Below are 26623 nucleotides of genomic sequence, written 5' to 3' on the forward strand. Positions count from 1 at the left end.
CTAAAGGTAGAGCGTTAGTGAAATTGCAAAGGAGCAACAATGAAAATTTCCCGCCTCGGAGAAGCACCTGATTACCGCTTCTCGCTGGCTAATGAGCGTACTTTTTTGGCGTGGATCCGTACTGCACTAGGATTTCTGGCGGCGGGGGTTGGACTTGATCAACTTGCGCCAGATTTCGCCACGCCCGTTATTCGTGAACTGCTGGCGTTGCTGTTGTGTCTGTTTTCTGGCGGGTTAGCGATGTATGGCTACTTGCGCTGGTTACGCAATGAAAAAGCGATGCGTCTGAAAGAGGACCTGCCCTATACCAACAGCTTATTAATCATCAGCGTAATATTGATGGTCGTGGCGGTGATCGTTATGGGACTGGTGTTGTATGCCGGATAGCCGCAAAGCCAGACGCATTGCCGACCCAGGGCTGCAGCCGGAGCGTACATCACTGGCGTGGTTTCGTACCATGCTGGGCTACGGCGCGTTGATGGCGTTGGCTATCAAACACAACTGGCACCAGGCGGGCATGTTATTCTGGATTTCGATTGGCATCCTCGCCATCGTAGCGCTGATCCTCTGGCACTACACCCGTAATCGCAATTTAATGGATGTCACGAATAGCGATTTTTCCCAATTTCACGTAGTCCGTGACAAATTTTTGATCTCCCTCGCGGTGTTATCTCTCGCAATACTGTTTGCTGTAACGCATATACATCAACTTATCGTATTTATTGAGAGAGTCGCATGACAGGAAGTCAGGTCATTGATGCTGAAGAGGACAGGCATAAACTGGTTGTAGAGTATAAGGATGCTCTGCAACCTGCCGATTTTTATTACAATTTCAAACAGCGGGGCATCCGCTCCGTACAGCTTATTCCCCATCTTGAATTTGATGACCGGGGCGATCTGACGGCCGCTTCGGTGACAGCAGAGCTGTGGGGGAAATTTTTAATTGCCCTGTTCGAGTGTTGGGTACGGGCAGATATCAGTCGTATCTCGATTGAGCTTTTTGACGCCACCCTACAAAAATGGTGTGGCAGCGAAAACCCGCAACCGGGCCGTGGCTGCCAGGCGTGCGACTGGCATCGGCTGTGCCCGCACGCTCGGGAGGAGACGCCAGACAACGTGCTTTGTGCGGGCTATCAGGCGTTTTATTCTTACTCCGCGCCGCATATGCGGGTGATGCGTGATCTGATAAAGCAGCATCGTTCTCCCATGGAGCTGATGACGATGCTGCGGTGACGTGAGCTTAAACGGGCTGCCCCTGATGCGACATCCGCGTCGCCAGCGGTAGCCAGCACAGCACGATCAACAATCCCATTAAGGTCATCAACAACCCCAGGCTGCCCTGACCGGTTTGCGGCAACATCGCAGAGAGCGACGCAAGCACGCCGGAACCAATGTTTTGCAGACCGCCGACCAGCGCGCCAGCCGTGCCCGCCAGGAAGGGGAACGGTTCCATTGCGCCGCTGGTCGCCAGCGGAAACAGCATCCCGGCACCGAAAAAGAACAGCGCGGCAGGAACAAGCAATGTCCAGACATTCATCACGCCAAACCAGTCGGGGATCCACATCAGCAAGCCAGCCAGCAGGCAGCAGATAACCGACTGCCACATCAACGTCGGGAATCGTTTATTAGGGCGCCCGGCAAACCATGCTCCAAAAAATGCCGCCGGAATCGGCAGAATAAACAAAATACTGACCGTCATACTGCTCAGCCCTAATACCGCACCCATCAGCACGCCGGAGCAGGCTTCAAAGGCGGCAATCCCGGCCAGACCGCCAATCAGCATCAGCAAATAACAGTTAAAACCGCTGTTACCGAAAAGTGTTTTATAACTGGTAAGCAGGCGCGTGCGCGGTGCATCTACCGGACGCGTTTCCGGCATCCAGCGCGCCATACTGAAGGTCACACCGGCACAAAGTACCAACAGGAAGAGATAACAGGCGCGCCAGTTCCACATCGTATCCAGCAGACCGCCGATTAACGGTGCGAGCAACGGACTGACGAGAATTCCCATGTTTAACAGGCTGTTAGCGTGACGCAACTGTGTCCGTTCATATAAATCACGCGGCAATGTACGCGCCATCACGCCGCCTACGCCGGTGCCCATCCCCTGCATCGCGCTGGCGGCAATCAACACCGTCAAACTGGAGGTCGTGACCGCGACCAGCGTTGCCAGCATAAAAATGGACATTCCGACGAGGATCACCGGTCGGCGACCCACACGGTCGGATATCGGGCCATAAAACAGTTGCGAGACACCGTAAGTCAGCAGATAAGCGCCCATTACGCTTTGCACCGCCCCTTCACGAACGTTGAGATCGCGCGCCATATCGGCAATAGCTGGAATATAAATGGTTTGCGCCATCTGACCGACGGCCACGAGTAATACCAACATCAATAACAAATTGACGTTTCTATGCCTTTTCATTATCACGGATGCTTTTATAAAAATAATTAGAATAAGTCACTACGCATTCCCATAAATGCGGGAGAGGAATCTATCACATTGATGAATGTTAGCCAGATATACGCCAGGAATGGGGAATTGTTTAGCGGCAGAATATGTAAACAAAAGCGGCAATAAATGTTGCCGGGAGGGATGGTAGGTCGGATAAGATGCGTCAGCATCGCATCCGACACCAACCCACACGCTAAATATAAAAGGGGAGCGGTTACCCGCTCCCCTTTGGTGCGACTTGAATCTGAATTACTTCAGGTATTTCAGAACAGCATCAAGCAGTTGCAGTGCTGCAACAATGAGTTTGAGGATAAGAATGGCGATATCCACCAGGCTCATACGCGTCTCCTGTGGTTCAGGAGCACTGCCAGCTGACGTACCTTTCCGCTGCCTGTTGCCAGCTGTTGTGCACGCGGTATCTCAAGGAGAAACGTTGTGCTGTTGACATAACACAGTGTGCTCTCGCGGGGTTAAGGCGCTGACGGCACCACCCGTTTCAGCCAGGACTTAGTGCGCCGGGTAACGATGCGGCCCCCGCATAACACATTGCGTACAGTGATATTATAGAAGTGTACTGTATAAATAAACAGTAATTTTTAGACAAAACGCAAACTGTGATCGATACTCAACTATGCACTAAATACGTCAAAATTCGTGCCGAAATTGCGCGTTCTGCGCGGAACACGTATACTTTCAGTGTTGACATAATACAGTGTGCTTTGCGGTTACCAGCCGCGGGCGGCTGACGAAACCTCGCTCCGGCGGGGTTTTTTATTGCCTGCTTTTCAGTTCAAAACGTGATCAATCCCTCAATTTTCCCTTGATGAAAAATTTTCCATTGTCTCCCCTGTAAACCTGTGCTTGTATAAATATTGTTAAACACAAAACCAACAAGGTCCCCAATGACTACTTCCATGCTCAACGCAAAACTACTACCAACTGCGCCATCCGCCGCAGTGGTCGTCGTGCGTGTGGTGGTGGTCGTCGGCAATGCGCCGTAGGGACTGGAACAACACACGATTCCAAAACCCCGCCGGCGCAAACCGGGCGGGGTTTTTCGTTTAAGCACCTCCCGGAAAGTCGGCCCAGAAGAAAAGGACTGGAGCATGGCAAGTTCGGGCACATCATCGACGCGTAAGCGCTTTACCGGCGCAGAATTTATCGTTCATTTCCTGGAACAGCAGGGCATTAAGATTGTGACGGGCATTCCGGGCGGTTCTATCCTGCCTGTTTACGACGCCTTAAGCCAAAGCACGCAAATCCGCCATATTCTGGCTCGCCATGAACAGGGCGCGGGGTTTATCGCTCAGGGAATGGCGCGCACTGACGGCAAACCGGCGGTCTGTATGGCCTGTAGCGGACCGGGTGCGACTAACCTGGTGACCGCCATTGCCGATGCGCGACTGGACTCCATCCCGCTGATTTGCATCACCGGCCAGGTTCCTGCCTCAATGATCGGCACTGATGCCTTCCAGGAAGTGGACACCTACGGCATCTCTATCCCCATCACCAAACACAACTATCTGGTCAGACATATCGAAGAACTCCCGCAGGTCATGAGCGATGCCTTCCGTATTGCGCAATCAGGCCGCCCTGGCCCGGTGTGGATAGACATTCCTAAGGATGTGCAAACGGCAGTTTTTGAGATTGAAGAACAGCCCGGTATGACAGAAAAAGCTGCCGCGCCTGCGTTTAGTGAAGAGAGTATTCGTGACGCAGCTGCAATGATTAACGCCGCCAAACGCCCGGTGCTTTATCTGGGCGGTGGTGTGATCAATGCGCCTGCGCGAGTGCGTGAACTGGCGGAGAAAGCACAGCTGCCTACCACCATGACCTTAATGGCACTGGGCATGTTGCCAAAAGCGCATCCGTTGTCGCTGGGTATGTTGGGGATGCACGGTGTGCGCAGCACCAACTACATTTTGCAGGAGGCGGATTTGTTGATTGTGCTCGGTGCGCGTTTTGATGACCGGGCGATTGGCAAAACCGAGCAGTTCTGTCCGAATGCCAAGATTATTCATGTCGATATCGACCGCGCAGAGCTGGGTAAAATCAAGCAGCCGCACGTAGCGATTCAGGCGGATGTTGATGACGTGCTGGTGCAGCTGATCCCACAGGTGGACGCGCAACCGCGTGCAGAGTGGCACCAGTTGGTAGCCGATTTGCAGCGCGAATTCCCGTGTCCAATCCCGAAAGCGTGTGATCCGTTAAGCCATTACGGCCTGATCAACGCCGTTGCCGCCTGTGTCGATGACAACGCGATTATCACCACCGACGTGGGTCAGCATCAGATGTGGACCGCGCAGGCTTATCCGCTCAATCGCCCACGCCAGTGGCTGACCTCCGGCGGGCTGGGCACGATGGGCTTTGGCCTGCCTGCGGCCATTGGCGCGGCGCTGGCGAACCCGGATCGCAAAGTGTTGTGTTTCTCCGGCGACGGCAGCCTGATGATGAATATTCAGGAGATGGCGACCGCCAGTGAAAACCAGCTGGATGTGAAAATCATTCTGATGAACAACGAAGCGCTGGGGCTGGTACATCAGCAACAGAGTCTGTTCTACAAGCAGGGCGTTTTTGCCGCCACCTATCCGGGCAAAATCAACTTTATGCAGATTGCCGCCGGATTTGGCCTCGAAACCTGTGATTTAAATAACGAAGCCGACCCGCAGGCCGCGTTGCAGGAAATTATTAATCGTCCTGGGCCAGCGCTGATCCATGTGCGCATTGATGCCGAAGAAAAAGTGTACCCGATGGTGCCGCCAGGTGCGGCGAATACTGAAATGGTGGGGGAATAAGCCATGCAAAACACAACTCATGACAACGTGATTCTGGAACTCACCGTTCGTAACCATCCGGGCGTAATGACCCACGTTTGTGGTCTTTTTGCCCGTCGCGCTTTTAACGTTGAAGGCATTCTCTGCCTGCCAATTCAGGACAGCGACAAAAGCCACATCTGGCTACTGGTCAATGACGACCAGCGTCTGGAGCAGATGATCAGTCAAATCGATAAGCTGGAAGACGTAGTGAAAGTGCAGCGTAACCAGTCCGATCCGACGATGTTCAACAAGATTGCGGTGTTTTTTCAGTAAGGCGCGACATTAAATCGCTCAGGGTGATTACTGATGAGCGATTTTTGATAGTTCCCTTCAGACATATCGGGTGAAATTGTGCCAGAAACCATCTCAGGCACAATTTATTGGCCCTGACGTTAATTAGAGTCCAGCACTGGTCATTCGCGGGTTGACGGTTAGGGCTAAAATTTCCAGCGATGGCGCTAAATTCTGATTGCTGTCTATACCAGTGATCATGACTAGCATTCTATAAATTAATTGCTCATCGTGAGGTATATTATGGCAAGCCCTATAAACAATGGAACAACGATATCAAATTCCTGCTCTCACTCTATTTTAGATAAGGAAATAAATATAGCAGATGAGCTTCATATTAAGAATTATGCAAAAAAATATTCACCAGGCAGTAATTTTGCAAAATGGATGTTACAGGAAATAAAACGCTTAATAGTAAATATCATTTCCGGTTCTCGGAACGTTAGCACTGATATTCTTGACTATTTTCATCCTATGCCAGGAACAGAAAATAATGGTAATCGTACCTGGATGGCGGCAACTGGAGAGAGTGAATATACCGTAATCGAACAAACAGGTGACAAATCTTTTAAGATTATACAGAAGGATGAAAATTCAAATGAACGAACCGAAATATCATATTCTGGAGTGGCTGTGGCGACTATCATCAAGTCGCTTTCTGAAAAGACTGCCGCGCTAGAGACTCACTCCGCTGATACACTTTTGAGGAAAAGTATTGTCAATTGTATTGTTATGAAAAACAAGGATGCTAAAAAAGTAATTAATGCAGACATTGAGAATAATATATATGATTTGTTAAAGCTGCAAATTCAAAAAGATGAAGGGTATTTACCTGTTCATGAAAGTTTTAACAGCGCTGATGTTTTTTTGGAATCCATAATTATGGATGCGCATAGAACTATAAAAGAACAAAGTCAGCAAAATGGTGCTGCTAAAATAACTTGCTGCGGTGTTGAGTTAAGTAAAGACATTCTTGAAATTTTTGCAAACAAAATTAAAATAATTGAAAACGAAACAAAGAATAGTCAAAGCACACTTCAACAAATAGTTCCGCTGGTTTGCTTTAAAGACGATGAATCTTCTCAGTTAAGTAAATTATTAAAACAATCAAAGAGTAACATTACTGATGATAAGATTGATGAAATAATCGATTGCTTATCTAGTCCTCAAGGGATTTCATGTTTTTATCATGCTTGCATACAATCCTATCAAAGTTATTTAAAAGGCATAACTCCAGATGTTTTACAGGGGATAAATAAGAGTATGGAAAGATTAAGTTCGGGTAAATCAGGTTATACTTTGGTAGGAGGGGGTAAGTATGTTAATGAAATATATTTTACCAAAAAAGATTTTAGACAAAAGCTGTATGTAGCGAGTGTTAGTAATGATGGGGATGAAGTTAAGCTTGAGTGCTCTCGTTATTTTACTAAAGGTGTGATTAAAAAAGAGTCCACCGATAATTCATTTTCTTTTACATTTTCCGGTGCCGCAACAATCGCTGATTTATAATTTACCCCTGATAAAGCGCGCTTATCATAAAGGTGAGTACGTGTTCTTAACAATTTGTTTTTTGCCTGTGTTTTTGAAAATGAGCGATTTTTGATAGTTAATAAGTTGTGTTGATGATGCAATTGCACTGGAAAATAGTTAAGGAAAATAACAACACCATATAATTACTATTGAAATAAATGAAGAGTAGTGGTTGGCATAGAAATATTCATGATGCTAACTATTCATGTTTTTAACAATGTTAGAATATGCAAAATGTCATATTGTGAGGTTACTATGGTTAGTGCGACGGGTTCTATGAATTCAAGGAAAACAGAGGTTGATGATAGCCAGTTTCTTAATCAGAGTCTAAGGGATAGTATCGAAAGAAGTCTTGACGGCAATATTTCTAAATTTGATGTGATGGAAGAAAGTGGCCTGCTCGGTAATTGTAGAACAAGGTCTGATAAAGCCACTTTTGGCGAAATTTTTCGTAGTTTGTTATTATATATTTTAGATTCTTTTAATATCTATCGACATGATGTTAGTGATAAATTAGTCCGTTATTTTCATGTTACCCCTGAATCGGTGAATGCTGATAAAAAAACATGGGTTGCCACCACGGGTATAAATAGTCAAATAACAATTGAGCAGACCGGCAGTAATAAATTTACAGTCACTGAGAGGTGTCGTGAGAACAATGGTAATAGCAACCAGTTGAAAAATAACACCAGGGTAAGGATTTTTAGTGGTCGAAATGTGGAAGAGTTTATACAGTTACTTTCACAACACGATAAATTGGAAAGAGAACAATTCTCAGAATTAACAATTGCTGCAAATGCTCTTAAGAAAGAACTGGTTAGTAATTATATAACAGGTAATAATGTATATAAAACTCAAGCTGAATACCCATTAACAAATGCTTTGCAAAAACAAACTCAATTAATTCCAGATGATTTTCTTTATCAATCGGCCATAACAAAACTGTCTGTTGATAAAGGTGAGTTTGGCTCACTTCTTGGTGATGCAAAAAGGCAAGTGGGAGAGGGGAGTTCACATATTTCATGTTGTGGGGTGAAAATTAACCGTACTATACATGAGTTACTGAAGGAGAAAACCTCGGCTTTGGCTGAGCGTCAAGATGCCCATAAAATTAATCTCGATGAGCTTTTCAATGACATTATATTTACGCCAGCGCAATGTGATTTGGTAAGAAAATCTCTAGAGGATGAACATGTTGATAAAGCAAAAATAGCGAGTATTGTTTCTTGTCTCTCTAGTGTTTCAGGGATTAGTAATCTGTATTATGCTTGTTCACAGGCATTTCATGTGGCCCATGACGGAAAGGATATTAATGTATCTCAGGCAGGAAGTTCTCTTTATAGCATAATATCTGATAATCCTATTTTTTGTGCGTTGGGGGGGAGGATGAATTTGCTTTTTGCTGACTTTTCAGAGTATGCATTCAAACAAACTTATCATGTTGTAAAAGCAGTCGTAAATGAAGCTAAAAGTGATTTTGATATTGCAAATTTCATCTATACCACATCCGGTGAGTTACCAGAAAAAGACACGTATAAAAAATACACTTATAAAAAATACAATTATAAAGAAGACACGTATAAAAAAGACACTAATTATGAGTATTCCGCTGAATCTTATAGCTCTGCAGATTTTGAAGATAATTACTGGATGCCAGAAAAGTATAACGATATTATAACGAAAAATTTCTCAGGCAATATTACAATTGCAATCATCAAATAATTAGCTTTTTCTAAATCATACACGCTAAACGCTTACCTTTCAGGTAAGCGTTTTTGCGATAAGCGCAACATCAATCAGTCAATACATACCCATATCAAACTTGAACAACATCGCGCTTATCGTTAAGGTATGCGCGTTTTTTATCCGCCAGGACCCAATCATGATCACCGTTGCCCTTATAGACGATCACCTCATCGTCCGCTCCGGCTTTGCGCAGTTGCTGGGGCTGGAACCTGATTTGCAGGTAGTTGCCGAGTTTGGTTCGGGGCGCGAGGCGCTGGCGGGGCTGCCGGGACGCGGTGTGCAGGTGTGTATTTGCGATATCTCCATGCCCGATATCTCCGGTCTGGAGCTGCTAAGCCAGCTGCCGAAAGGTATGGCGACAATTATGCTCTCCGTTCATGACAGTCCGGCGCTGGTTGAGCAGGCGCTTAACGCGGGGGCGCGCGGCTTTCTCTCCAAACGCTGTAGCCCTGACGAACTGATTGCTGCGGTGCATACGGTTGCCACGGGCGGCTGTTATTTGACACCGGATATTGCCATTAAACTGGCATCCGGTCGCCAGGACCCGCTGACCAAACGTGAACGCCAGGTGGCGGAAAAACTGGCGCAAGGAATGGCGGTGAAAGAGATTGCCGCCGAACTGGGCTTGTCGCCGAAAACGGTACACGTCCATCGCGCCAACCTGATGGAAAAACTGGGCGTCAGTAACGACGTGGAACTGGCGCGCCGCATGTTTGATGGCTGGTGATGAAGACGTTGTTCTCCCGCTTAATTACTGTTATTGCCTGCTTTTTTATCTTCTCTGCCGCGTGGTTTTGCCTGTGGAGTATCAGCCTGCATCTGGTTGAGCGCCCTGATATGGCGGTGCTGTTATTTCCGTTTGGTCTGCGTCTGGGGCTAATGCTGCAATGCCCGCGCGGATACTGGCCGGTGCTGCTGGGCGCGGAATGGCTGCTGATTTATTGGTTAATGCAGGCGGTTGGTTTAAGCCATTTCTCCTTATTGATGATCGGTAGTTTGCTGACGTTACTGCCCGTGGCGCTGATCTCACGCTATCGCCATCAACGCGACTGGCGCACCCTGCTGTTACAGGGGGCAGCGCTGACGGCGGCGGCGTTGTTGCAGTCGTTGCCCTGGCTTTGGTACGGCAAAGAGTCGTGGAATGCGCTGCTGTTAACTTTAACTGGCGGCCTGACGCTGGCCCCGATATGTCTGGTGTTCTGGCACTATCTCGCCAATAACACCTGGCTGCCGCTCGGTCCGTCATTGGTTTCTCAGCCAATCAACTGGCGCGGGCGGCATCTGGTCTGGTACTTGCTGCTGTTTGTTATCAGTCTCTGGCTCCAGTTGGGATTGCCGGATGAACTGTCGCGCTTTACGCCATTCTGCCTGGCGCTGCCGATTATCGCGCTGGCATGGCACTATGGCTGGCAAGGGGCGCTGATTGCGACGTTGATGAACGCCATCGCGCTGATCGCCAGTCAAACCTGGCGTGACCATCCGGTCGATTTATTGCTCTCGCTGCTGGTGCAAAGTCTGACAGGGTTGTTACTGGGCGCTGGCATCCAGCGGTTGCGTGAACTTAACCAGTCGCTGCAAAAGGAACTGGCGCGCAATCAGCATCTGGCTGAACGTTTGTTAGAAACTGAAGAGAGCGTGCGCCGTGATGTGGCGCGTGAGCTGCATGATGATATCGGCCAGACCATCACTGCTATTCGTACTCAAGCGGGCATTGTCCAGCGACTGGCGGCAGATAATGCCAGCGTGAAGCAGAGCGGGCAGCTCATCGAACAACTATCGCTGGGCGTTTACGACGCGGTGCGCCGTTTGTTAGGTCGGTTACGTCCGCGCCAGCTGGATGATCTCACTCTGGAGCAGGCCATCCGCTCACTGATGCGGGAAATGGAGCTGGAAGGGCGCGGTATTGTCAGCCATCTCGAATGGCGAATCGATGAATCAGCGTTAAGCGAAAACCAGCGCGTGACGCTGTTTCGCGTCTGCCAGGAAGGGTTGAACAACATTGTGAAACATGCCGATGCCAGTGCGGTCACGTTGCAAGGCTGGCAGCAGGACGAACGGTTGATGCTGGTGATTGAAGACGATGGTAGCGGTTTACCGCCGGGTTCCGGGCAACACGGTTTTGGCCTCACCGGAATGCGCGAGCGAGTAACGGCGCTGGGTGGCACCTTGACCATCTCCTGTTTGCACGGCACGCGTGTCAGTGTTTCTCTACCTCAACGTTATGTCTAAGGCTTGATGATGTTGCCGTTTCTGAAAGCGCCAGCTGACGCGCCGTTGATTAGCGATAAACAAGAAATTGATGCCCGTTACCGTTACTGGCGTCGCCATATTCTGCTGACCATCTGGCTGGGTTACGCGCTGTTTTACTTCACGCGGAAAAGTTTTAACGCCGCCGTACCAGAAATCCTTGCTAATGGCGTGCTCAGCCGTAGCGATATCGGCCTGTTAGCGACCCTGTTTTACATTACCTACGGCGTGTCGAAGTTTGTCTCCGGCATTGTCAGCGACCGCTCAAATGCCCGTTATTTTATGGGGATAGGGCTTATCGCCACGGGCATCATCAACATTCTGTTTGGCTTCTCGACGTCGCTATGGGCGTTTGCCGTGCTCTGGGTGTTGAACGCCTTTTTCCAGGGCTGGGGTTCACCGGTGTGTGCGCGTCTGTTAACGGCCTGGTATTCTCGTACCGAGCGCGGGGGTTGGTGGGCATTATGGAACACGGCGCATAACGTTGGCGGTGCGCTCATTCCCATTGTGATGGCAGCAGCTGCGCTGCATTACGGCTGGCGTGCCGGGATGATGATTGCCGGTTGTATGGCGATAGTCGTGGGGATTATTCTCTGCTGGCGGCTGCGCGATCGCCCGCAGGCGTTAGGTTTACCGGCGGTCGGTGAATGGCGGCACGACGCGCTGGAGATTGCTCAACAACAAGAAGGGGCAGGGCTGACGCGTAAAGAGATCCTCACCAAGTATGTGTTGCTGAATCCGTATATCTGGCTGCTTTCGTTTTGCTATGTGCTGGTCTATGTGGTCCGGGCGGCGATCAACGACTGGGGCAATTTGTATATGTCCGAGACGCTGGGCGTCGATCTGGTCACGGCGAATACGGCAGTGACAATGTTTGAACTGGGCGGATTTATCGGTGCGCTGGTAGCGGGTTGGGGCTCGGACAAACTCTTTAACGGCAACCGCGGGCCGATGAATTTAATTTTCGCCGCCGGGATTTTGCTGTCCGTCGGCTCGCTGTGGCTGATGCCATTTGCCAGCTACGTGATGCAGGCAAGCTGCTTCTTCACCATTGGTTTTTTTGTCTTTGGCCCGCAGATGTTAATCGGCATGGCGGCAGCAGAGTGTTCCCACAAGGAGGCGGCAGGGGCGGCAACGGGGTTTGTCGGCTTGTTTGCTTATCTGGGGGCGTCGCTTGCTGGTTGGCCGCTGGCGAAAGTACTCGATACCTGGCACTGGAGCGGTTTTTTTGTGGTTATCGCCATTGCCGCCGGGATTTCCGCACTGCTGTTACTGCCCTTTTTGAATGCCCAGACACCGCGCGAAGCGTGATGCATCTCACTTTTTCACTTCATATCCGGCAAAACTAAGAAATTTTCCAGGTTTTGCCTGGACGCTATCTCAGGCCTGATTTGCTGCTGATTTTTACAATGCATACCTCACGCAGGTATTCATTTCAGGAGTAACCCATGCTGGCTTTCTTAAACCAGGTTCGCAAGCCGACCCTGGATCTTCCGCTCGAAGTGCGGCGCAAAATGTGGTTCAAACCGTTCATGCAATCCTACCTGGTGGTCTTTATCGGCTACCTGACGATGTACCTGATTCGCAAGAACTTTAACATCGCGCAGAACGACATGATCTCGACCTACGGCTTGAGCATGACGCAGCTGGGGATGATCGGCCTGGGCTTCTCCATCACTTATGGTGTGGGTAAAACACTGGTTTCCTATTACGCCGACGGTAAAAACACCAAACAATTCCTGCCGTTCATGCTGATCTTGTCTGCCATTTGTATGTTGGGCTTCAGTGCCAGTATGGGCAGCGGCTCGGTTAGTCTGTTCCTGATGATTGCCTTCTACGCCTTAAGCGGCTTTTTCCAGAGTACCGGGGGATCGTGCAGTTACTCCACCATCACCAAATGGACGCCGCGTCGTAAGCGCGGGACGTTCCTCGGTTTCTGGAATATTTCTCACAATCTTGGCGGTGCGGGCGCGGCAGGTGTGGCGCTGTTCGGCGCAAATTACCTGTTTGACGGCCATGTGATCGGCATGTTTATCTTCCCGTCCATCATCGCGTTGATTGTCGGTTTTATCGGCCTGCGTTACGGCAGCGACTCCCCGGAATCTTATGGCCTCGGCAAAGCTGAAGAACTGTTCGGCGAAGAGATCAGCGAAGAGGACAAAGAGACAGAATCTACCGATATGACCAAGTGGCAGATCTTTGTTGAGTATGTGCTGAAAAACAAAGTGATCTGGCTGCTGTGCTTCGCCAACATTTTCCTCTATGTGGTGCGTATTGGTATCGACCAGTGGTCAACCGTGTATGCGTTCCAGGAACTGAAACTCTCTAAAGCGGTGGCGATTCAGGGCTTTACGCTGTTTGAAGCTGGTGCGCTGGTGGGTACGCTGTTGTGGGGCTGGCTCTCTGACCTGGCGAACGGTCGCCGTGGCCTGGTGGCCTGCATCGCGCTGGCGCTGATTATCGCCACGCTCGGTGTGTATCAACATGCCAGCAACGAATATATCTACCTGGCTTCTCTCTTTGCGTTAGGTTTCCTGGTCTTTGGCCCGCAATTGTTGATTGGTGTGGCTGCTGTTGGTTTTGTACCTAAAAAAGCCATTGGTGCTGCCGATGGTATTAAAGGCACCTTCGCTTACCTGATTGGCGACAGCTTTGCCAAGTTAGGGCTGGGGATGATTGCCGATGGTACGCCGGTATTCGGCCTTACCGGCTGGGCAGGCACCTTTGCTGCACTGGATATCGCCGCGATTGGTTGTATCTGCCTGATGGCGATAGTGGCGGTGATGGAAGAACGCAAAATCCGCCGCGAGAAAAAGATTCAGCAGTTGACAGTGGCATAAACGTAACTGGTGACTTTTGCCCGGCATGACGCCGGGCTTTTTTTATTATTCCGTGAATTCCAGCGTGGTGAAGGCAAACTTTTCACCATCAAACAGCCCCTGGCTGGTCAGTTTCAGTGCGGGGATAACTGGCAGGGAAAGAAACGCCATCTGAATAAACGGCTCATCCGGTAACGGACCACATTCACGGGCGGCAGCTTTCAATGCGTCAATTTGCTCCGCCAGCGATTGTGCCGTGTCGGTGCTCATCAGCCCGGCAATGGGCAATGGCAGATGGCTCTGTACCTGACCGTTACGTACTACGCATAGTCCGCCGCCATCCTGAATCACCTGATTGACCGCCAGCGCCATCTCTTCGGCACTACGACCGATCACCACAATATTATGGCTGTCATGGCTGACCGTCGCAGCCAGCGCGCCTTCATTCAGGCCAAAACCGCCGAGCAAACCACAGGCTGGAGCCAGTCTTTTCCCGTAACGCTCAAGTACGGCAATAAAGCACACATCATCGCGATCAAAACCATTTTCGCTGTAGACGCTGGAGCGGGAGTGCGTAATCAATTCGTTATGGATGACGTCAATGACCCGATAGCGTTTTCCAGGCGTAAATTGCAGGGCAAAGTCGCTGGCGGAAACTGGCTGGCGGGCAATGGTATTGCCATACGGCGGAGCGGATTGTGCCAGTCTCGCTGACTCTTCCGCTTGTAAGGTTTGTGCGTCAATCGGCTCGCCTTTCACCAGTACCTGCTGCACCGTGACCTTACGCGCATCGCTCAACAGGACGATATCCGCCTGCTTGCCGGGTGCCAGTAAGCCGAGGTGATTCAGACCAAAATGGCGCGCCGTCGACCAGCTGGCGACGCGATATGCCACATGCAGCGGCACATTGTGTTGTTCGATCAGGCGACGAATTAAGGCATCGATATGTCCTTCATGGGCGATCTCCCACGGGTTACGGTCATCGGTGCAGAGCATACATTGCGGGCTGTTAAATTCGTTGATCAACGGTGCCAGTGCGTTGAGATTGCGGGCAGCGGACCCTTCGCGGATCATCAACGACATGCCGAGTTGTAACTTCCGGCGACCTTCTTCCAGCAGATAACTTTCGTGGCAGTTTTCAATACCCGCAGCAATATAGGCATTAAGTTCTTTACCGCCCAAACCCGGGCAGTGACCGTCCAGCGTCAGGTGGCGAAATGCGTCCAGTTTATCGAGCAGCGCATTCTGCCCGCTAATTACGCCAGGGTAATCCATCATTTCTGCAAGGCCGGTAACCTGCGGATGGTCACGCCAGGCGAGCATCTGTTCAAGGGTAAAACTGGCACCGTTAACATCGCAGCCTTCCAGGGCAGGTACGCAAGAACTGACCTGCAAATACTGGTTTTGCCTTGCCTGTTCGGCACAGCGGGCAAACCAGGCGAATCCGGCTTCGCCCATCACGTTGACGATTTCATGGGGGTCGCAAATAACAGTCGTCAGGCCACGCGGCAGAGTGGCGGTTTCAAAAGTAACCGGCGTCATCATGCTGGATTCAATATGCAGGTGAGCATCAATAAACCCTGGCACCGCCGTTGCGCCGCGTGCATCAATCCGCTGCAAAGCCGGAGCGTCAGCATATTCTGCGCCAACACCGGCAATGTGACGTCCTTTAATCACAATTGGCCCGGAAATTTCTCCACCATTGATCAGATCGAGAATAGAGACATTATCAATAATATAATCGGCAACAGCGTCGCCACGGGAAACGGCTAACAATTCCTGGTATTCCGCCCGGCTAATGTGATGAAATTTATGGTTAATAGAATTATTCATATTTTTCTCATTTTGATTTTATCAATTTGATTATTATTTATCATAAGGAAACGTCGCGAGATTATTAAAGAATATCCATTAATGCGCAATTGAAATGTGATAATTATCACTGAACCGTTGTTGTCATTTGTTTTACAAAAGCAAGGGATTAAATCTCCTCCAATGGACAAAAAAATGAATAATGACAATACCGATTACGTGAGTAATGAATCAGGGACGCTTTCGCGATTATTTAAACTACCTCAGCATGGGACCACCGTCCGCACAGAATTGATTGCGGGGATGACCACTTTTTTAACCATGGTGTACATCGTTTTTGTGAACCCGCAAATCCTCGGCGCGGCACAAATGGACCCGAAAGTGGTGTTTGTTACCACCTGTTTGATTGCCGGTATCGGCAGTATTGCGATGGGGATATTTGCTAACTTACCCGTGGCGCTGGCTCCGGCAATGGGGCTGAACGCCTTCTTTGCGTTTGTGGTCGTGGGGGCGATGGGCATCTCCTGGCAGACCGGGATGGGCGCAATATTCTGGGGCGCAATTGGGCTATTTTTGCTCACGCTGTTTCGCATCCGGTACTGGATGATCTCCAACATTCCATTAAGTTTACGTATTGGTATCACTAGCGGAATCGGATTATTTATCGCCTTAATGGGGTTGAAAAATACTGGTGTTATTGTCGCCAATAAAGACACCCTGGTGATGATTGGTGATTTAAGTTCTCACGGTGTGTTGTTAGGTATATTAGGGTTTTTTATTATAACCGTGTTGTCATCTCGTCATTTTCATGCCGCGGTGCTGGTCTCTATTGTGGTGACGTCTTGCTGTGGATTATTTTTCGGTGATGTTCATTTTAGCGGCGTCTATTCCATTCCGCCTGATATTAGCGGCGTCATTGGTGAAGTGGATTTGAGTGGCGCATTATCACTTGAACTCGCTGGTATCATTTTCTCCTTTATGCTGATCAACCTATTTGATTCATCAGGAACATTAATCGGTGTGACTGATAAAGCTGGCTTAATAGATAGTAACGGTAAATTCCCTAATATGAATAAGGCGCTATATGTTGATAGCGTCAGTTCGGTGGCGGGCGCGTTTATCGGCACCTCGTCTGTTACCGCCTATATTGAAAGTACTTCTGGTGTGGCAGTTGGTGGTCGAACGGGGCTGACTGCGGTCGTGGTCGGCATTATGTTTCTGTTGGTTATGTTTTTCTCGCCGCTGGTGGCAATGGTCCCTCCTTACGCCACCGCCGGAGCGTTAATCTTTGTTGGCGTGCTGATGACCTCAAGCCTGGCGCGCGTTAACTGGGATGATTTTACCGAATCAGTACCTGCATTTATTACTACGGTGATGATGCCCTTTACTTTCTCGATCACCGAAGGGATTGCGCTTGGCTTTATGTCGTACTGCATCATGAAGGTGTGCACCGGGCGCTGGCGCGATCTGAACCTGTGTGTGGTGGTGGTTGCAGCTCTGTTTGCTCTGAAGATTATTTTGGTGGATTAGTAACTGGCGAGGGTTTCCAGATATCATGAGTTCTGATTACGCAGGAGAACTCATGATCTGGATAATGCTCGCTACGCTGGCGGTGGTGTTTGTAATTGGTTTTCGGGTGCTGACATCCGGGGCCAGAAAGGCGATTCGCCGTCTCAGCGATCGGCTGAATATTGATGTCGTACCCGTGGAGTCGATGGTTGATCAAATGGGAAAGTCAGCCGGTGAGGAATTTTTACGTTATTTGCATCGCCCGGATGAGTCGCACCTGCAAAACGCCGCGCAGGTGTTGCTCATCTGGCAAATTGTCATTGTCGATGGAAGCGAACAGAACCTGCTGCAATGGCATCGGATTTTACAAAAAGCCCGTCTTGCCGCGCCGATTACCGATGCTCAGGTCAGGCTGGCGCTGGGTTTTCTGCGCGAAACCGAACCTGAAATGCAGGATATTAATGCTTTTCAGATGCGCTATAACGCATTCTTTCAGCCTGCTGAGGGCGTTCACTGGCTGCATTAAAACCGTTTCGTCTTATTAGCCTACAGACCGCGCCTGAGCTGGTGGGTGGATAAGGCGTGCACGCCGCATCCGGCATCGGAACTGACAGTAGGTGAACGCATTATCTACGTTCTATTTACAGCAGCACCTCCAGCCCGTGTTTTTGCACAATGCTGAGCAGTTTTAATGAAATGCCATTGGGGCGTTTAGCGCCACTTTCCCATTTTTGTACAGTTGAAACGCTGGTATTGAGATAGTGAGCGAAGACGGGCTGACTCACTTTTAATTTTTCCCGCAGTGCTTTTATCTCAACAGGTTGTAAGTCTTGCACGCTGGTCAGGCAGGCTTTGTCAAAAGTACGCATCGTTTCGGCAGAAATAGCATCGACGCTGGACAATCCAGCAGCTGCGCTGTGAATAGCCTCAAATGCAGGACTTTTAAATTTAGTTTTTGCAGTCATAGCAGATCTCTGTCTGTTCTTTAGTGTTAATCATTGCTGTTAGTTGGGCTTTCGTCAGGAAGGCATAATGCTTTGCAAGTTCACGAAACCCAGCCAGTTCCTGACTATTGATGTTCGACATATCCTGTTTTGCATATAAAAACGTGTAAAACCAATTGCTTCCCCCTTTTGCCAGAATAATTGCACGCTCACGATTTTGGTGAAGGCGCTTTTTAAAAACGCCACCACCAAGTGCATCAGCTTTACCTTGCTCCGTTTCTAAAATGGCCCGGCACAACTCTTCATCTGTTATTGCATGAGACCTGGCTTCCCTTGCAAACCATTTGGTTTTAAACACGCGCATATCGTTGAGGTCCTGTTATTAAAGTATATCACCAAGTGCAATACTTTATCCCTTATTCCCAACCCAATCGCGAAAATGCATATCAGCTTGCCCTATGATTTTTATTTCTTCGAGCAGCCTCGAACTTTTCCCACAACACCGTAAAAGTTGCAAAAACGTTAAATGCGTCACACATTTCAGTGTTAAAGTGGTCGGCTTTTCCGTTGAAACATGCCACGGGTAACACCATGAGTGAATTTATTGCCGAAAACCGCGGCGCGGATGCCATCATCCGACCGAACTGGTCCGCCGTTTTCTCGGTAGCGTTTTGCGTCGCCTGCCTGATTATCGTTGAGTTTTTGCCCGTCAGTTTGTTGACGCCAATGGCCCAGGATTTAGGTATTTCGGAAGGGGTTGCCGGGCAATCGGTGACCGTGACCGCTTTTGTGGCAATGTTTGCCAGTTTGTTTATTACCCAGACAATTCAGGCCACTGACCGCCGCTACGTTGTTATTTTGTTTGCCGTTTTGCTGACGCTCTCCTGCTTGCTGGTTTCCTTTGCCAACTCATTCAGTTTGCTTTTAATCGGTCGTGCCTGTCTGGGGTTGGCACTCGGCGGGTTCTGGGCGATGTCGGCGTCGCTGACCATGCGTCTGGTACCAGCGCGTACGGTGCCGAAGGCGCTGTCGGTGATCTTCGGCGCGGTTTCTATTGCGCTGGTGATAGCCGCACCGTTGGGCAGCTTTTTAGGTGAGCTTATCGGTTGGCGCAATGTCTTTAATGCGGCGGCGGTGATGGGCGTGCTGTGTATTATCTGGATTATCAAATCATTGCCTTCGCTGCCTGGCGAACCCTCGCATCAGAAGCAAAATACTTTCCGCTTATTACAGCGTCCGGGCGTGATGGCCGGGATGATCGCCATCTTCATGTCTTTCGCCGGGCAGTTTGCTTTCTTCACGTATATTCGTCCAGTGTATATGAATCTCGCAGGATTCGGCGTGGATGGCTTAACGCTGGTGCTGTTGAGTTTTGGTATCGCCAGCTTTATCGGCACGTCGCTTTCGTCGTTCATTCTTAAACATTCGGTAAAACTGGCCTTAGCAGGTGCGCCGTTAATACTGGCTCTGAGTGCGTTGGTGCTGACGTTGTGGGGAAGCGATAAAATCGTGGCGACCGGCGTTGCGATTATCTGGGGGCTGACTTTTGCTTTAATTCCCGTTGGCTGGTCAACGTGGATCACTCGCTCACTAGCCGATCAGGCAGAAAAGGCTGGGTCTATTCAGGTGGCCGTTATTCAGCTTGCCAATACCTGCGGTGCGGCAATCGGCGGTTATGCGTTGGATAACATTGGTCTGACTTCGCCGCTGATGTTGTCCGGCACATTGATGTTGCTTACCGCGCTGTTAGTCACCGCAAAGGTGAAAATGAAGTAACGTATTTACAGGAGGGGTTACTGCTGTGGTGGGAACACTCTCCTGTTCTTCCCTCTGATAACAATTGATCGGGCATTGTTCTTATCTTGTTGTTATTTCCATTCTTCTACCAGCATTCATCATTTACTCATCATGAATCATCATTTTCCCTCATGTTAAAGAAAAGTCATTTAATCTGAACGCATAGCGACAGGGATGACAAATGGCAGGGAAAGCGCATGGGAATGGCGATCGTCGGGGTAATAAAACCATATGTGGATTGGGGGATCGTTTACGTCGTCTGACCGCCGGTATTTGCCTGATAACACAAACTATTTTCCCTGTTATGGCTGCTGCCCCTACGCATGTTAACCCTGCGCATTCGGATACTGCCGCGTCACTGATCCTGTCGAACGTTAAAACTATTCCATACACCTTGGGGGCGTTGGAATCGCCACCAACGGTCGCGGCACGCTTTGGTATTACCGTTGATGAATTACGTCGCCTGAATCAGTTCCGTACCTTTGCGCGGGGCTTTGACAATGTGCGTCAGGGCGATGAGATAGATGTACCACTCATCAACAGTAACAGCCCTGAAGCGCGCACTCTGAAAGCAATGCAGATGGAGCGCGACGGTAAAGATCCACAAATGCAGGTCGCGGAAGTGGCGCAACAAAGTGGGACACTTTTAGCGCGCGATATGGACAGCGAACAGGCTGCGAGTATGGCGCGTGGCTGGGTGGCTTCTTCTGTGTCTGCGCAGGCGACAGACTGGCTCAGCCGCTGGGGAACTGCCCGGGTATCTCTGGGTGTTGATGAAGGTTTCAGCCTTAAAAGCTCTTCATTTGAATTTCTCCATCCCTGGTACGAAACGCCAGATAACCTGGTCTTCAGCCAGCATGCACTCCACCGTACGGATGATCGCACTCAAACGAACCACGGTATCGGCTGGCGTTATTTCACTCCGAGCTGGATGTCGGGCATAAACCTGTTTATCGATCATGACCTGAGCCGCTATCACACCCGAACCGGGATGGGCGTTGAATACTGGCGCGATTACCTGAAACTGAGCGGCAACGGTTATCTGCGCCTCAGTAACTGGCGTAGCGCACCGGAACTGGACAATGATTATGAAGCACGCCCGGCGAACGGTTGGGATCTTCGCGCCGAAGGCTGGTTACCGGCCTGGCCGCAGTTGGGCGGTAAGTTAGTCTATGAACAATATTACGGCGATGAAGTGGCGCTATTTGGTAAAGATGAGCGACAAAATGATCCTCACGCGATTACCGCAGGATTGAGTTACACCCCCGTTCCCCTGATCTCCTTTAGTGCCGAGCAACGGCAGGGCAAACAGGGAGAAAACGACACCCGAATTGGTATGGAGCTGACGCTGCAACCCGGTCAATCACTGCAAAAACAGCTCGATCCGGCTGAAGTAGCAGCACGGCGTAGCCTTGTAGGCAGTCGCTATGACCTGGTCGATCGTAATAACAATATTGTCCTTGAATATCGCAAGAAAGAACTGGTGCGGCTGACGCTGACCGATCCGCTGAAAGGCAAGCCGGGCGAGGTTAAATCGCTGGTTTCTTCCTTACAAACCAAATACGCGCTGAAAGGTTATGACATCGAAGCCGCTTCCTTGCAATCTGCGGGCGGGAAAGTTGCTGTTTCCGGCAAGGATATTCAGGTCACTATTCCACCCTACCGATTTACGGTAATGCCTGAAACCGACAACACTTACCCAATAACAGTTATAGCGGAAGATTCGAAAGGGAATTTCTCCCGGCGTGAAGAAAGTATGGTGGTTGTAGAAAAACCCACACTAAGCCTCGCTGATTCAACGCTTTCTGTCGATCTACAAATCCTGCTTGCGGATGGAAAATCAATCTCAACGCTGACCTATACCGCGCGAGATTCCAGCGGCAAGCCTATCCCGGGTATGACATTAAAAACCCATGCGAAAGGTTTGCAAGATTTCGCCCTAAGCGAATGGAAAGACAACGGTAACGGAACCTATACCCAGTTAGTTACCTCCGGGAAGACGTCAGGCGCGTTGTCGCTGATGCCACAATTTAACGGCGACGATGTTGCTAAAACACCAGCGCTGATTGCCATTGTGGCTAATATGGCATCCCGAGCGGACTCCATGATTGAAACAGACCAGAATAATTACGTCGCGGGTAAGCCGATAGGCGTAAAAGTGACCCTGAAAGATGAGAATGGCAACGGGGTTACCGGAAGAAAAGAACTTCTTAAACAGGCTGTTAAAGTAGACAACACGAAGACTGATGCTGTTAGTGCCTGGACGGAAGAAAGTGAGGGAGTTTACAAAGCAAACTATACGGCCCATCTCATTGGCGACAAATTAACGGCCCAGCTGACGATGCCCGGCTGGCAAACCAAGCATTCGGATGCGTTCAGTATTGCGGGTGATAAAGATACCGCCAAAATCGCAGCGATGCAGATCACCGCGAATAACGCAGTCGCCAGACGCGATCACAATACCGTCGCTGTGACGGTCAGGGATGTACATCAAAATTTACTGCAGGGACAAAATGTTACCTTTACGGTCGTGAAGGGTGCAGCAGTTTTTGCCGATCCAAATGGCGGTATTGTGACGACAGATAAAGACGGGATTGCCAGCGTTAACCTTGCCAGTGACCAGGCGGTAAACAGTCTTATCAAGGCCGAGATCAATGGCAGTAGTCAGTCTGTGGAAGTGAGCTTTATTACTGGCGATATCTCGCAGCTGACCTCCACCATCAAGACGGACGATGTGTCATACACCGCGGGTGGCAAGATAAAAGTGTCAGTTACCCTTATGGATGAGCAGAAAAACCTGGTGAAAGGGATGGCTTCGCTGCTGGCAGGTAGCGGCGTGGTCGAGGTGAGCGGTACAGATAAAAATGAAACGGGTAACTGGAGCGAAGAGTCTGATGGCGTTTACACCACCACCCGAACCGCGAAGATTGCTGGCAATAGCCATTACGCCACGCTGAAACTATCGACATGGAGTAGCGCGCAGCAATCCGATGCGTATGTCATCCGCGAAAGCGGAGCTGTGCTGGCTTATTCCTCCATCGTTACCGACAAAACGACCTATACCGCAGGCGGTGCGATTAAAGTTACGGTAACGCTCAAGGATAGCTATGAAAACCTGGTCGGGGGGCAACGAGACGCTATCAGCCAGGCTATCCAGCTGCCAAATACAAAAGCGGAAAGCATTACCTGGAATGAAGATCAAAAAGGCATTTATACCGCAACGTATACCGCTTTACTTCCTGGCACCGGTTTAAAAGCACAGCTACAGATGTCCGGCTGGGCGAGCGCCCTGACTTCAAATGTTTACAGTATTAGTGGCGATGCCGCCAGCGCACAAATCGTCGCGATGCAAGTGACAACGGGTAGCCTGGATGTGCTGGCCAATGGTAGCGATCAACATACGGTGAATGTTCGGGTGGAAGATCAGTTTGGCAATGTGCTGCCAGAGCAGACCGTCACCTTTACGGTGACGAAGGGGGCGGCTGTATTTGCCAATGCAGGGCAGAGTGCAGACATCAGGACGGATGTGCATGGCATGGCAGAGGTTGATCTGAGCAGTACCGTAGCGGATGCCAGCACTGTTGAGGCTAAGGTCAATCAAAGCAGCGATAGTAAAACGGTGAACTTTGTTGCTGATGTTAGCACGGCGCGTATTGCTGATCTGGGGGTAACGCAGGATAACGCGGTGGCAGACGGCGCGACAGAGAACATGCTGTGGGTGAAAGTCACCGACGCGTTCGGTAATGCGCTGGGCGGGCAGACGGTCAGCGTGTTGGCGGACAACGGCGCAACGGTCGCTCCGACGGTGATTACAGAGCCGGACGGCACAGTGGAGATCAGTGTCACCAGCCAGACGGCGGGCACCAGTGCCGTCACTGCAACCATCAACAGCAGCAGCCAGAGCCGGGATGTGACGTTTATCGCCGATGTCAGGACGGCGCAGATCGCTGATCTGGTGGTCACCCGGGATAACTCAGTGGCTGACGGCGCAATGGCGAACACGCTGCGGGTGAGGGTGACGGATGCGTTCGGTAATGTGCTTGCCGGGCAGACGGTCAGCGTGACGGCAGACAACAGCGCAACGGTCACTCCGACGGTCACCACACAGCCGGACGGCACGGCGGAGATCTCTGTCACCAGCCAGACCGCCGGAATCAGTGCGGTCACTGCCAGCATCAAGAGCAGCAGCCAGAGCCGGAACGTCACGTTTATCGCCGATGTCAGGACGGCGCAGATTGCGAGTCTGGAGGTGACACAGGATAACGCCGTGGCTGACGGCGCAATGGCGAACACGCTGCGGGTGAGGGTGACGGATGCGTTCGGTAATGTGCTTGCCGGGCAGACGGTCAGCGTGTTGGCAGGCAACAGTGCCACGACTGCTCCGACGGTCACCACGCAGCCGGACGGCACGGCGGAGATCTCTGTCACCAGCCAGACCGCCGGAATCAGTGCGGTCACTGCCAGCATTAACAGCAGCAGCCAGAGCCGGAATGTCACGTTTGTCGCCGATGTCAGGACGGCGCAGATCGCGGATCTGGTGGTCACCCGGGATAACTCGGTGGCGGACGGTTCGACGGCGAATACGCTGCGGGTGAAGGTCACCGATGCTAACGGGAATGCACTTGCCGGGCAGACGGTCAGCGTGTTGGCAGGCAACGGCGCAACGACTGCTCCGACGGTCACCACGCAGCCGGATGGCACGGTGGAGATCAGTGTCACCAGCCAGACCGCCGGAATCAGTGCGGTCACTGCCAGCATTAACAGCAGCAGCCAGAGCCGGACCGTGACGTTTATCGCCGATGTCAGGACGGCGCAGATCGCGGATCTGGTGGTCACCCGGGATAACTCGGTGGCGGACGGTTCGACGGCGAATACGCTGCGGGTGAAGGTCACCGATGCGTTCGGGAATGCACTTGCCGGGCAGACGGTCAGCGTGTTGGCAGGCAACGGCGCAACGACTGCTCCGACGGTCACCACACAGCCGGACGGCACGGCGGAGATCTCTGTCACCAGCCAGACCGCCGGAATCAGTGCGGTCACCGCCAGCGTCAACAACAGCAGCCAGAGCCGGAACGTGACGTTTATTGCGGATGTCAGCACGGCGCAGATCGCGGATCTGGTCGTTAGCCAGGATAACGCGGTGGCAGACGGCGCGACGGCGAATACGCTGCAAGTGAGGGTCACCGATGCGTTCGGGAATGCACTTGCCGGACAGGCGGTCAGCGTGTTGGCGGATAACGGCGCAACGGTCGCTCCGACTGTCATCACAGGGCTGGACGGCACGGTGGAGATCTCTGCCACCAGCCAGACGGCAGGCACCAGTGCGGTCACCGCCAGCATCAAGAGCAGCAGCCAGAGCCGGAACGTCACGTTTATCGCCGATGTCAGAACGGCGCAGATCGCGAGTCTGGAGGTGACGCAGGATAACTCAGTGGCTGACGGCGCAATGGCGAACACGCTGCGGGTGAAGGTCACCGATGCTAACGGTAATGTGCTTGCCGGGCAGACGGTCAGCGTGTTGGCAGGCAACGGCGCAACGGTCGCTCCGACTGTCATCACAGGGCAGGACGGCACGGTGGAGATCAGTGTCACCAGCCAGACGGCGGGCACCAGTACAGTCACCGCCAGCATCAACAGCAGCAGCCTGAGCCGGACCGTGACGTTTATCGCCGATGTCAGGACGGCGCAGATAGCGGATCTGGTAGTCACCCGGGATAACTCAGTGGCAGACGGTGCAATGGCGAATATGCTGCGGGCGAGGGTCACCGATGCGTTCGGTAATGCGCTTGCCGGGCAGACGGTCAGCGTGTTGGCGGACAACGGCGCAACGACTGCCCCGACGGTAATCACAGAGCCGGACGGCACGGTGGAGATCAGTGTCACCAGCCAGACGGCGGGAGCCAGTACTGTCACTGCCAGCATCAACAGCAGCAGCCTGAGCCGGAACGTGACGTTTGTCGCGGATGTCAGGACGGCGAAGATCGCGGATCTGGTGGTCATTAAGGACGGCTCAGTGGCAGATGGCGCGATGGCGAATATGCTGCGGGCGAGGGTCACCGATGCGTTCGGTAATGCGCTTGCCGGGCAGACGGTCAGCGTGTTGGCGGACAACGGCGCAACGACTGCCCCGACGGTAATCACAGAGCCGGACGGCACGGTGGAGATCAGTGTCACCAGCCAGACGGCGGGAGCCAGTACTGTCACTGCCAGCATCAACAGCAGCAGCCTGAGCCGGAACGTGACGTTTGTCGCGGATGTCAGGACGGCGCAGATCGCTGATCTGGTGGTCATTAAGGACGGCTCAGTGGCAGATGGCGCGATGGCGAACACGCTGCGGGTGAAAGTCACCGACGCGTTCGGCAATGCGCTGGCCGGACAGACGGTCAGCGTCTCAGCGGACAACGGGGCAGCGGTTGCCGCGACGGTTATCACCGGGCCGGACGGCACCGTGGAAATCTCCGTCACCAGCCAGACGGCGGGCATCAGTACAGTTACCGCAACCATCAACAACAGCACTCTGAGCCAGAACGTGACGTTTATTGCTGATGTCAGCACGGCGAAGATCGCGGATCTGGTGGTCATTAAGGACGGCTCAGTGGCAGATGGTGCGATGGCGAACACGCTGCGGGTGAAAGTCACCGACGCGTTCGGCAATGC

22 protein-coding genes are annotated in these 26623 nt (G+C 51.2%); 17 read left to right on the forward strand and 5 right to left on the reverse strand.

Annotation, left to right across the window (positions count from 1 at the left end; genetic code table 11):
• Nucleotides 1–39 precede the first annotated feature (39 nt).
• From BEB54_RS20445 to BEB54_RS20455, 3 genes are read left to right on the forward strand one after another with little or no spacing between them, the layout of a single operon-like run.
• Nucleotides 40–387, forward strand: a complete 348-nt coding sequence (locus BEB54_RS20445; RefSeq protein ID WP_000703961.1) for a YidH family protein — start codon at nucleotides 40–42, stop codon at nucleotides 385–387.
• Nucleotides 377–739, forward strand: coding sequence for a DUF202 domain-containing protein (locus BEB54_RS20450; RefSeq protein WP_001113432.1), 363 nt, complete (start codon nucleotides 377–379; stop codon nucleotides 737–739). Before BEB54_RS20445 ends, BEB54_RS20450 begins: the two co-directional genes overlap by 11 nt.
• On the forward strand, nucleotides 736–1233 hold the full coding sequence (locus BEB54_RS20455) for a radical SAM protein (protein ID WP_000148071.1): 498 nt from the start codon (nucleotides 736–738) through the stop codon (nucleotides 1231–1233). The genes BEB54_RS20450 and BEB54_RS20455 overlap by 4 nt, the downstream gene beginning before the upstream one ends.
• Nucleotides 1234–1240: 7 nt before the next feature.
• Here BEB54_RS20455 and emrD read toward each other — a convergent pair whose 3' ends face one another.
• Nucleotides 1241–2425, reverse strand: coding sequence for a multidrug efflux MFS transporter EmrD (gene emrD / locus BEB54_RS20460; protein ID WP_024166225.1), 1185 nt, complete (start codon nucleotides 2423–2425; stop codon nucleotides 1241–1243).
• Nucleotides 2426–2506: 81 nt separating this feature from the next.
• Here emrD and ysdE point away from each other — a divergent pair, with 81 nt between their 5' ends.
• Complete coding sequence (gene ysdE, locus BEB54_RS29405; protein WP_211180519.1) at nucleotides 2507–2581, forward strand: protein YsdE; 75 nt, start codon at nucleotides 2507–2509, stop codon at nucleotides 2579–2581.
• 123 nt (nucleotides 2582–2704) lie between these two features.
• Here the strand turns inward: ysdE and tisB are convergent, their stop codons facing one another.
• Nucleotides 2705–2794: a type I toxin-antitoxin system toxin TisB gene (gene tisB / locus BEB54_RS20470; protein ID WP_000060506.1), complete on the reverse strand. Its 90-nt coding sequence runs from the start codon at nucleotides 2792–2794 to the stop codon at nucleotides 2705–2707.
• Nucleotides 2795–3357: 563 nt separating this feature from the next.
• On the opposite strand from tisB, the gene ivbL reads away from it, so the two are divergent.
• The 9 genes from ivbL to uhpT all read left to right on the forward strand — a co-directional run bounded on the left by ivbL (nucleotide 3358) and on the right by uhpT (nucleotide 13925).
• Nucleotides 3358–3456 (forward strand): ilvB operon leader peptide IvbL, encoded by a 99-nt coding sequence (gene ivbL, locus BEB54_RS20490; protein ID WP_001300753.1) that lies wholly within the window; start codon nucleotides 3358–3360, stop codon nucleotides 3454–3456.
• 105 nt (nucleotides 3457–3561) lie between these two features.
• Complete coding sequence (gene ilvB / locus BEB54_RS20495; RefSeq protein WP_105277602.1) at nucleotides 3562–5250, forward strand: acetolactate synthase large subunit; 1689 nt, start codon at nucleotides 3562–3564, stop codon at nucleotides 5248–5250.
• 3 nt (nucleotides 5251–5253) lie between these two features.
• Nucleotides 5254–5544, forward strand: coding sequence for an acetolactate synthase small subunit (gene ilvN, locus BEB54_RS20500; protein ID WP_001181706.1), 291 nt, complete (start codon nucleotides 5254–5256; stop codon nucleotides 5542–5544).
• A 261-nt stretch (nucleotides 5545–5805) separates the two neighbouring features.
• A complete protein-coding gene (locus BEB54_RS20505) occupies nucleotides 5806–7071 on the forward strand; it encodes a hypothetical protein (protein WP_105277603.1) in 1266 nt (421 codons plus the stop codon).
• Nucleotides 7072–7284: 213 nt separating this feature from the next.
• Nucleotides 7285–8814, forward strand: a complete 1530-nt coding sequence (locus BEB54_RS20510; RefSeq protein ID WP_194314619.1) for a hypothetical protein — start codon at nucleotides 7285–7287, stop codon at nucleotides 8812–8814.
• A 160-nt stretch (nucleotides 8815–8974) separates the two neighbouring features.
• Nucleotides 8975–9565, forward strand: a complete 591-nt coding sequence (uhpA, locus tag BEB54_RS20515; protein ID WP_000633668.1) for a transcriptional regulator UhpA — start codon at nucleotides 8975–8977, stop codon at nucleotides 9563–9565.
• On the forward strand, nucleotides 9565–11067 hold the full coding sequence (gene uhpB, locus BEB54_RS20520; protein WP_088541981.1) for a signal transduction histidine-protein kinase/phosphatase UhpB: 1503 nt from the start codon (nucleotides 9565–9567) through the stop codon (nucleotides 11065–11067). The genes uhpA and uhpB overlap by 1 nt, the downstream gene beginning before the upstream one ends.
• A gap of 9 nt (nucleotides 11068–11076) precedes the next feature.
• On the forward strand, nucleotides 11077–12396 hold the full coding sequence (gene uhpC, locus BEB54_RS20525; protein ID WP_001355056.1) for an MFS transporter family glucose-6-phosphate receptor UhpC: 1320 nt from the start codon (nucleotides 11077–11079) through the stop codon (nucleotides 12394–12396).
• 137 nt (nucleotides 12397–12533) lie between these two features.
• On the forward strand, nucleotides 12534–13925 hold the full coding sequence (gene uhpT / locus BEB54_RS20530) for a hexose-6-phosphate:phosphate antiporter (protein ID WP_000879194.1): 1392 nt from the start codon (nucleotides 12534–12536) through the stop codon (nucleotides 13923–13925).
• A gap of 45 nt (nucleotides 13926–13970) precedes the next feature.
• Here uhpT and adeD read toward each other — a convergent pair whose 3' ends face one another.
• Nucleotides 13971–15737, reverse strand: a complete 1767-nt coding sequence (adeD, locus tag BEB54_RS20535; RefSeq protein ID WP_105277605.1) for an adenine deaminase — start codon at nucleotides 15735–15737, stop codon at nucleotides 13971–13973.
• A gap of 174 nt (nucleotides 15738–15911) precedes the next feature.
• On the opposite strand from adeD, the gene adeQ reads away from it, so the two are divergent.
• On the forward strand, nucleotides 15912–17246 hold the full coding sequence (gene adeQ, locus BEB54_RS20540) for an adenine permease AdeQ (protein ID WP_024166224.1): 1335 nt from the start codon (nucleotides 15912–15914) through the stop codon (nucleotides 17244–17246).
• Between the two features lie 52 nt (nucleotides 17247–17298).
• The gene (locus BEB54_RS20545; protein ID WP_001353562.1) at nucleotides 17299–17751 is read left to right on the forward strand and encodes a DUF1198 domain-containing protein; all 453 of its coding nucleotides are present in this window, start codon (nucleotides 17299–17301) and stop codon (nucleotides 17749–17751) included.
• Nucleotides 17752–17866: 115 nt separating this feature from the next.
• On the opposite strand, the gene BEB54_RS20550 is transcribed toward BEB54_RS20545, so the two are convergent.
• Nucleotides 17867–18190, reverse strand: coding sequence for a helix-turn-helix domain-containing protein (locus tag BEB54_RS20550; protein ID WP_000125643.1), 324 nt, complete (start codon nucleotides 18188–18190; stop codon nucleotides 17867–17869).
• Nucleotides 18174–18527 (reverse strand): type II toxin-antitoxin system RelE/ParE family toxin, encoded by a 354-nt coding sequence (locus tag BEB54_RS20555; RefSeq protein ID WP_123059752.1) that lies wholly within the window; start codon nucleotides 18525–18527, stop codon nucleotides 18174–18176. Before BEB54_RS20555 ends, BEB54_RS20550 begins: the two co-directional genes overlap by 17 nt.
• Before the next feature lie 233 nt (nucleotides 18528–18760).
• Here BEB54_RS20555 and nepI point away from each other — a divergent pair, with 233 nt between their 5' ends.
• On the forward strand, nucleotides 18761–19945 hold the full coding sequence (nepI, locus tag BEB54_RS20565; protein WP_032185504.1) for a purine ribonucleoside efflux pump NepI: 1185 nt from the start codon (nucleotides 18761–18763) through the stop codon (nucleotides 19943–19945).
• A 202-nt stretch (nucleotides 19946–20147) separates the two neighbouring features.
• Nucleotides 20148–26623 (forward strand): inverse autotransporter adhesin IatC (gene iatC / locus BEB54_RS20570; RefSeq protein WP_105282256.1); only part of this gene is annotated, 6476 nt, incomplete at its 3' end.

Source organism: Escherichia sp. MOD1-EC6021, assembly GCF_002965245.1.
In the GTDB taxonomy this organism is placed as follows: domain Bacteria; phylum Pseudomonadota; class Gammaproteobacteria; order Enterobacterales; family Enterobacteriaceae; genus Escherichia; species Escherichia coli_F.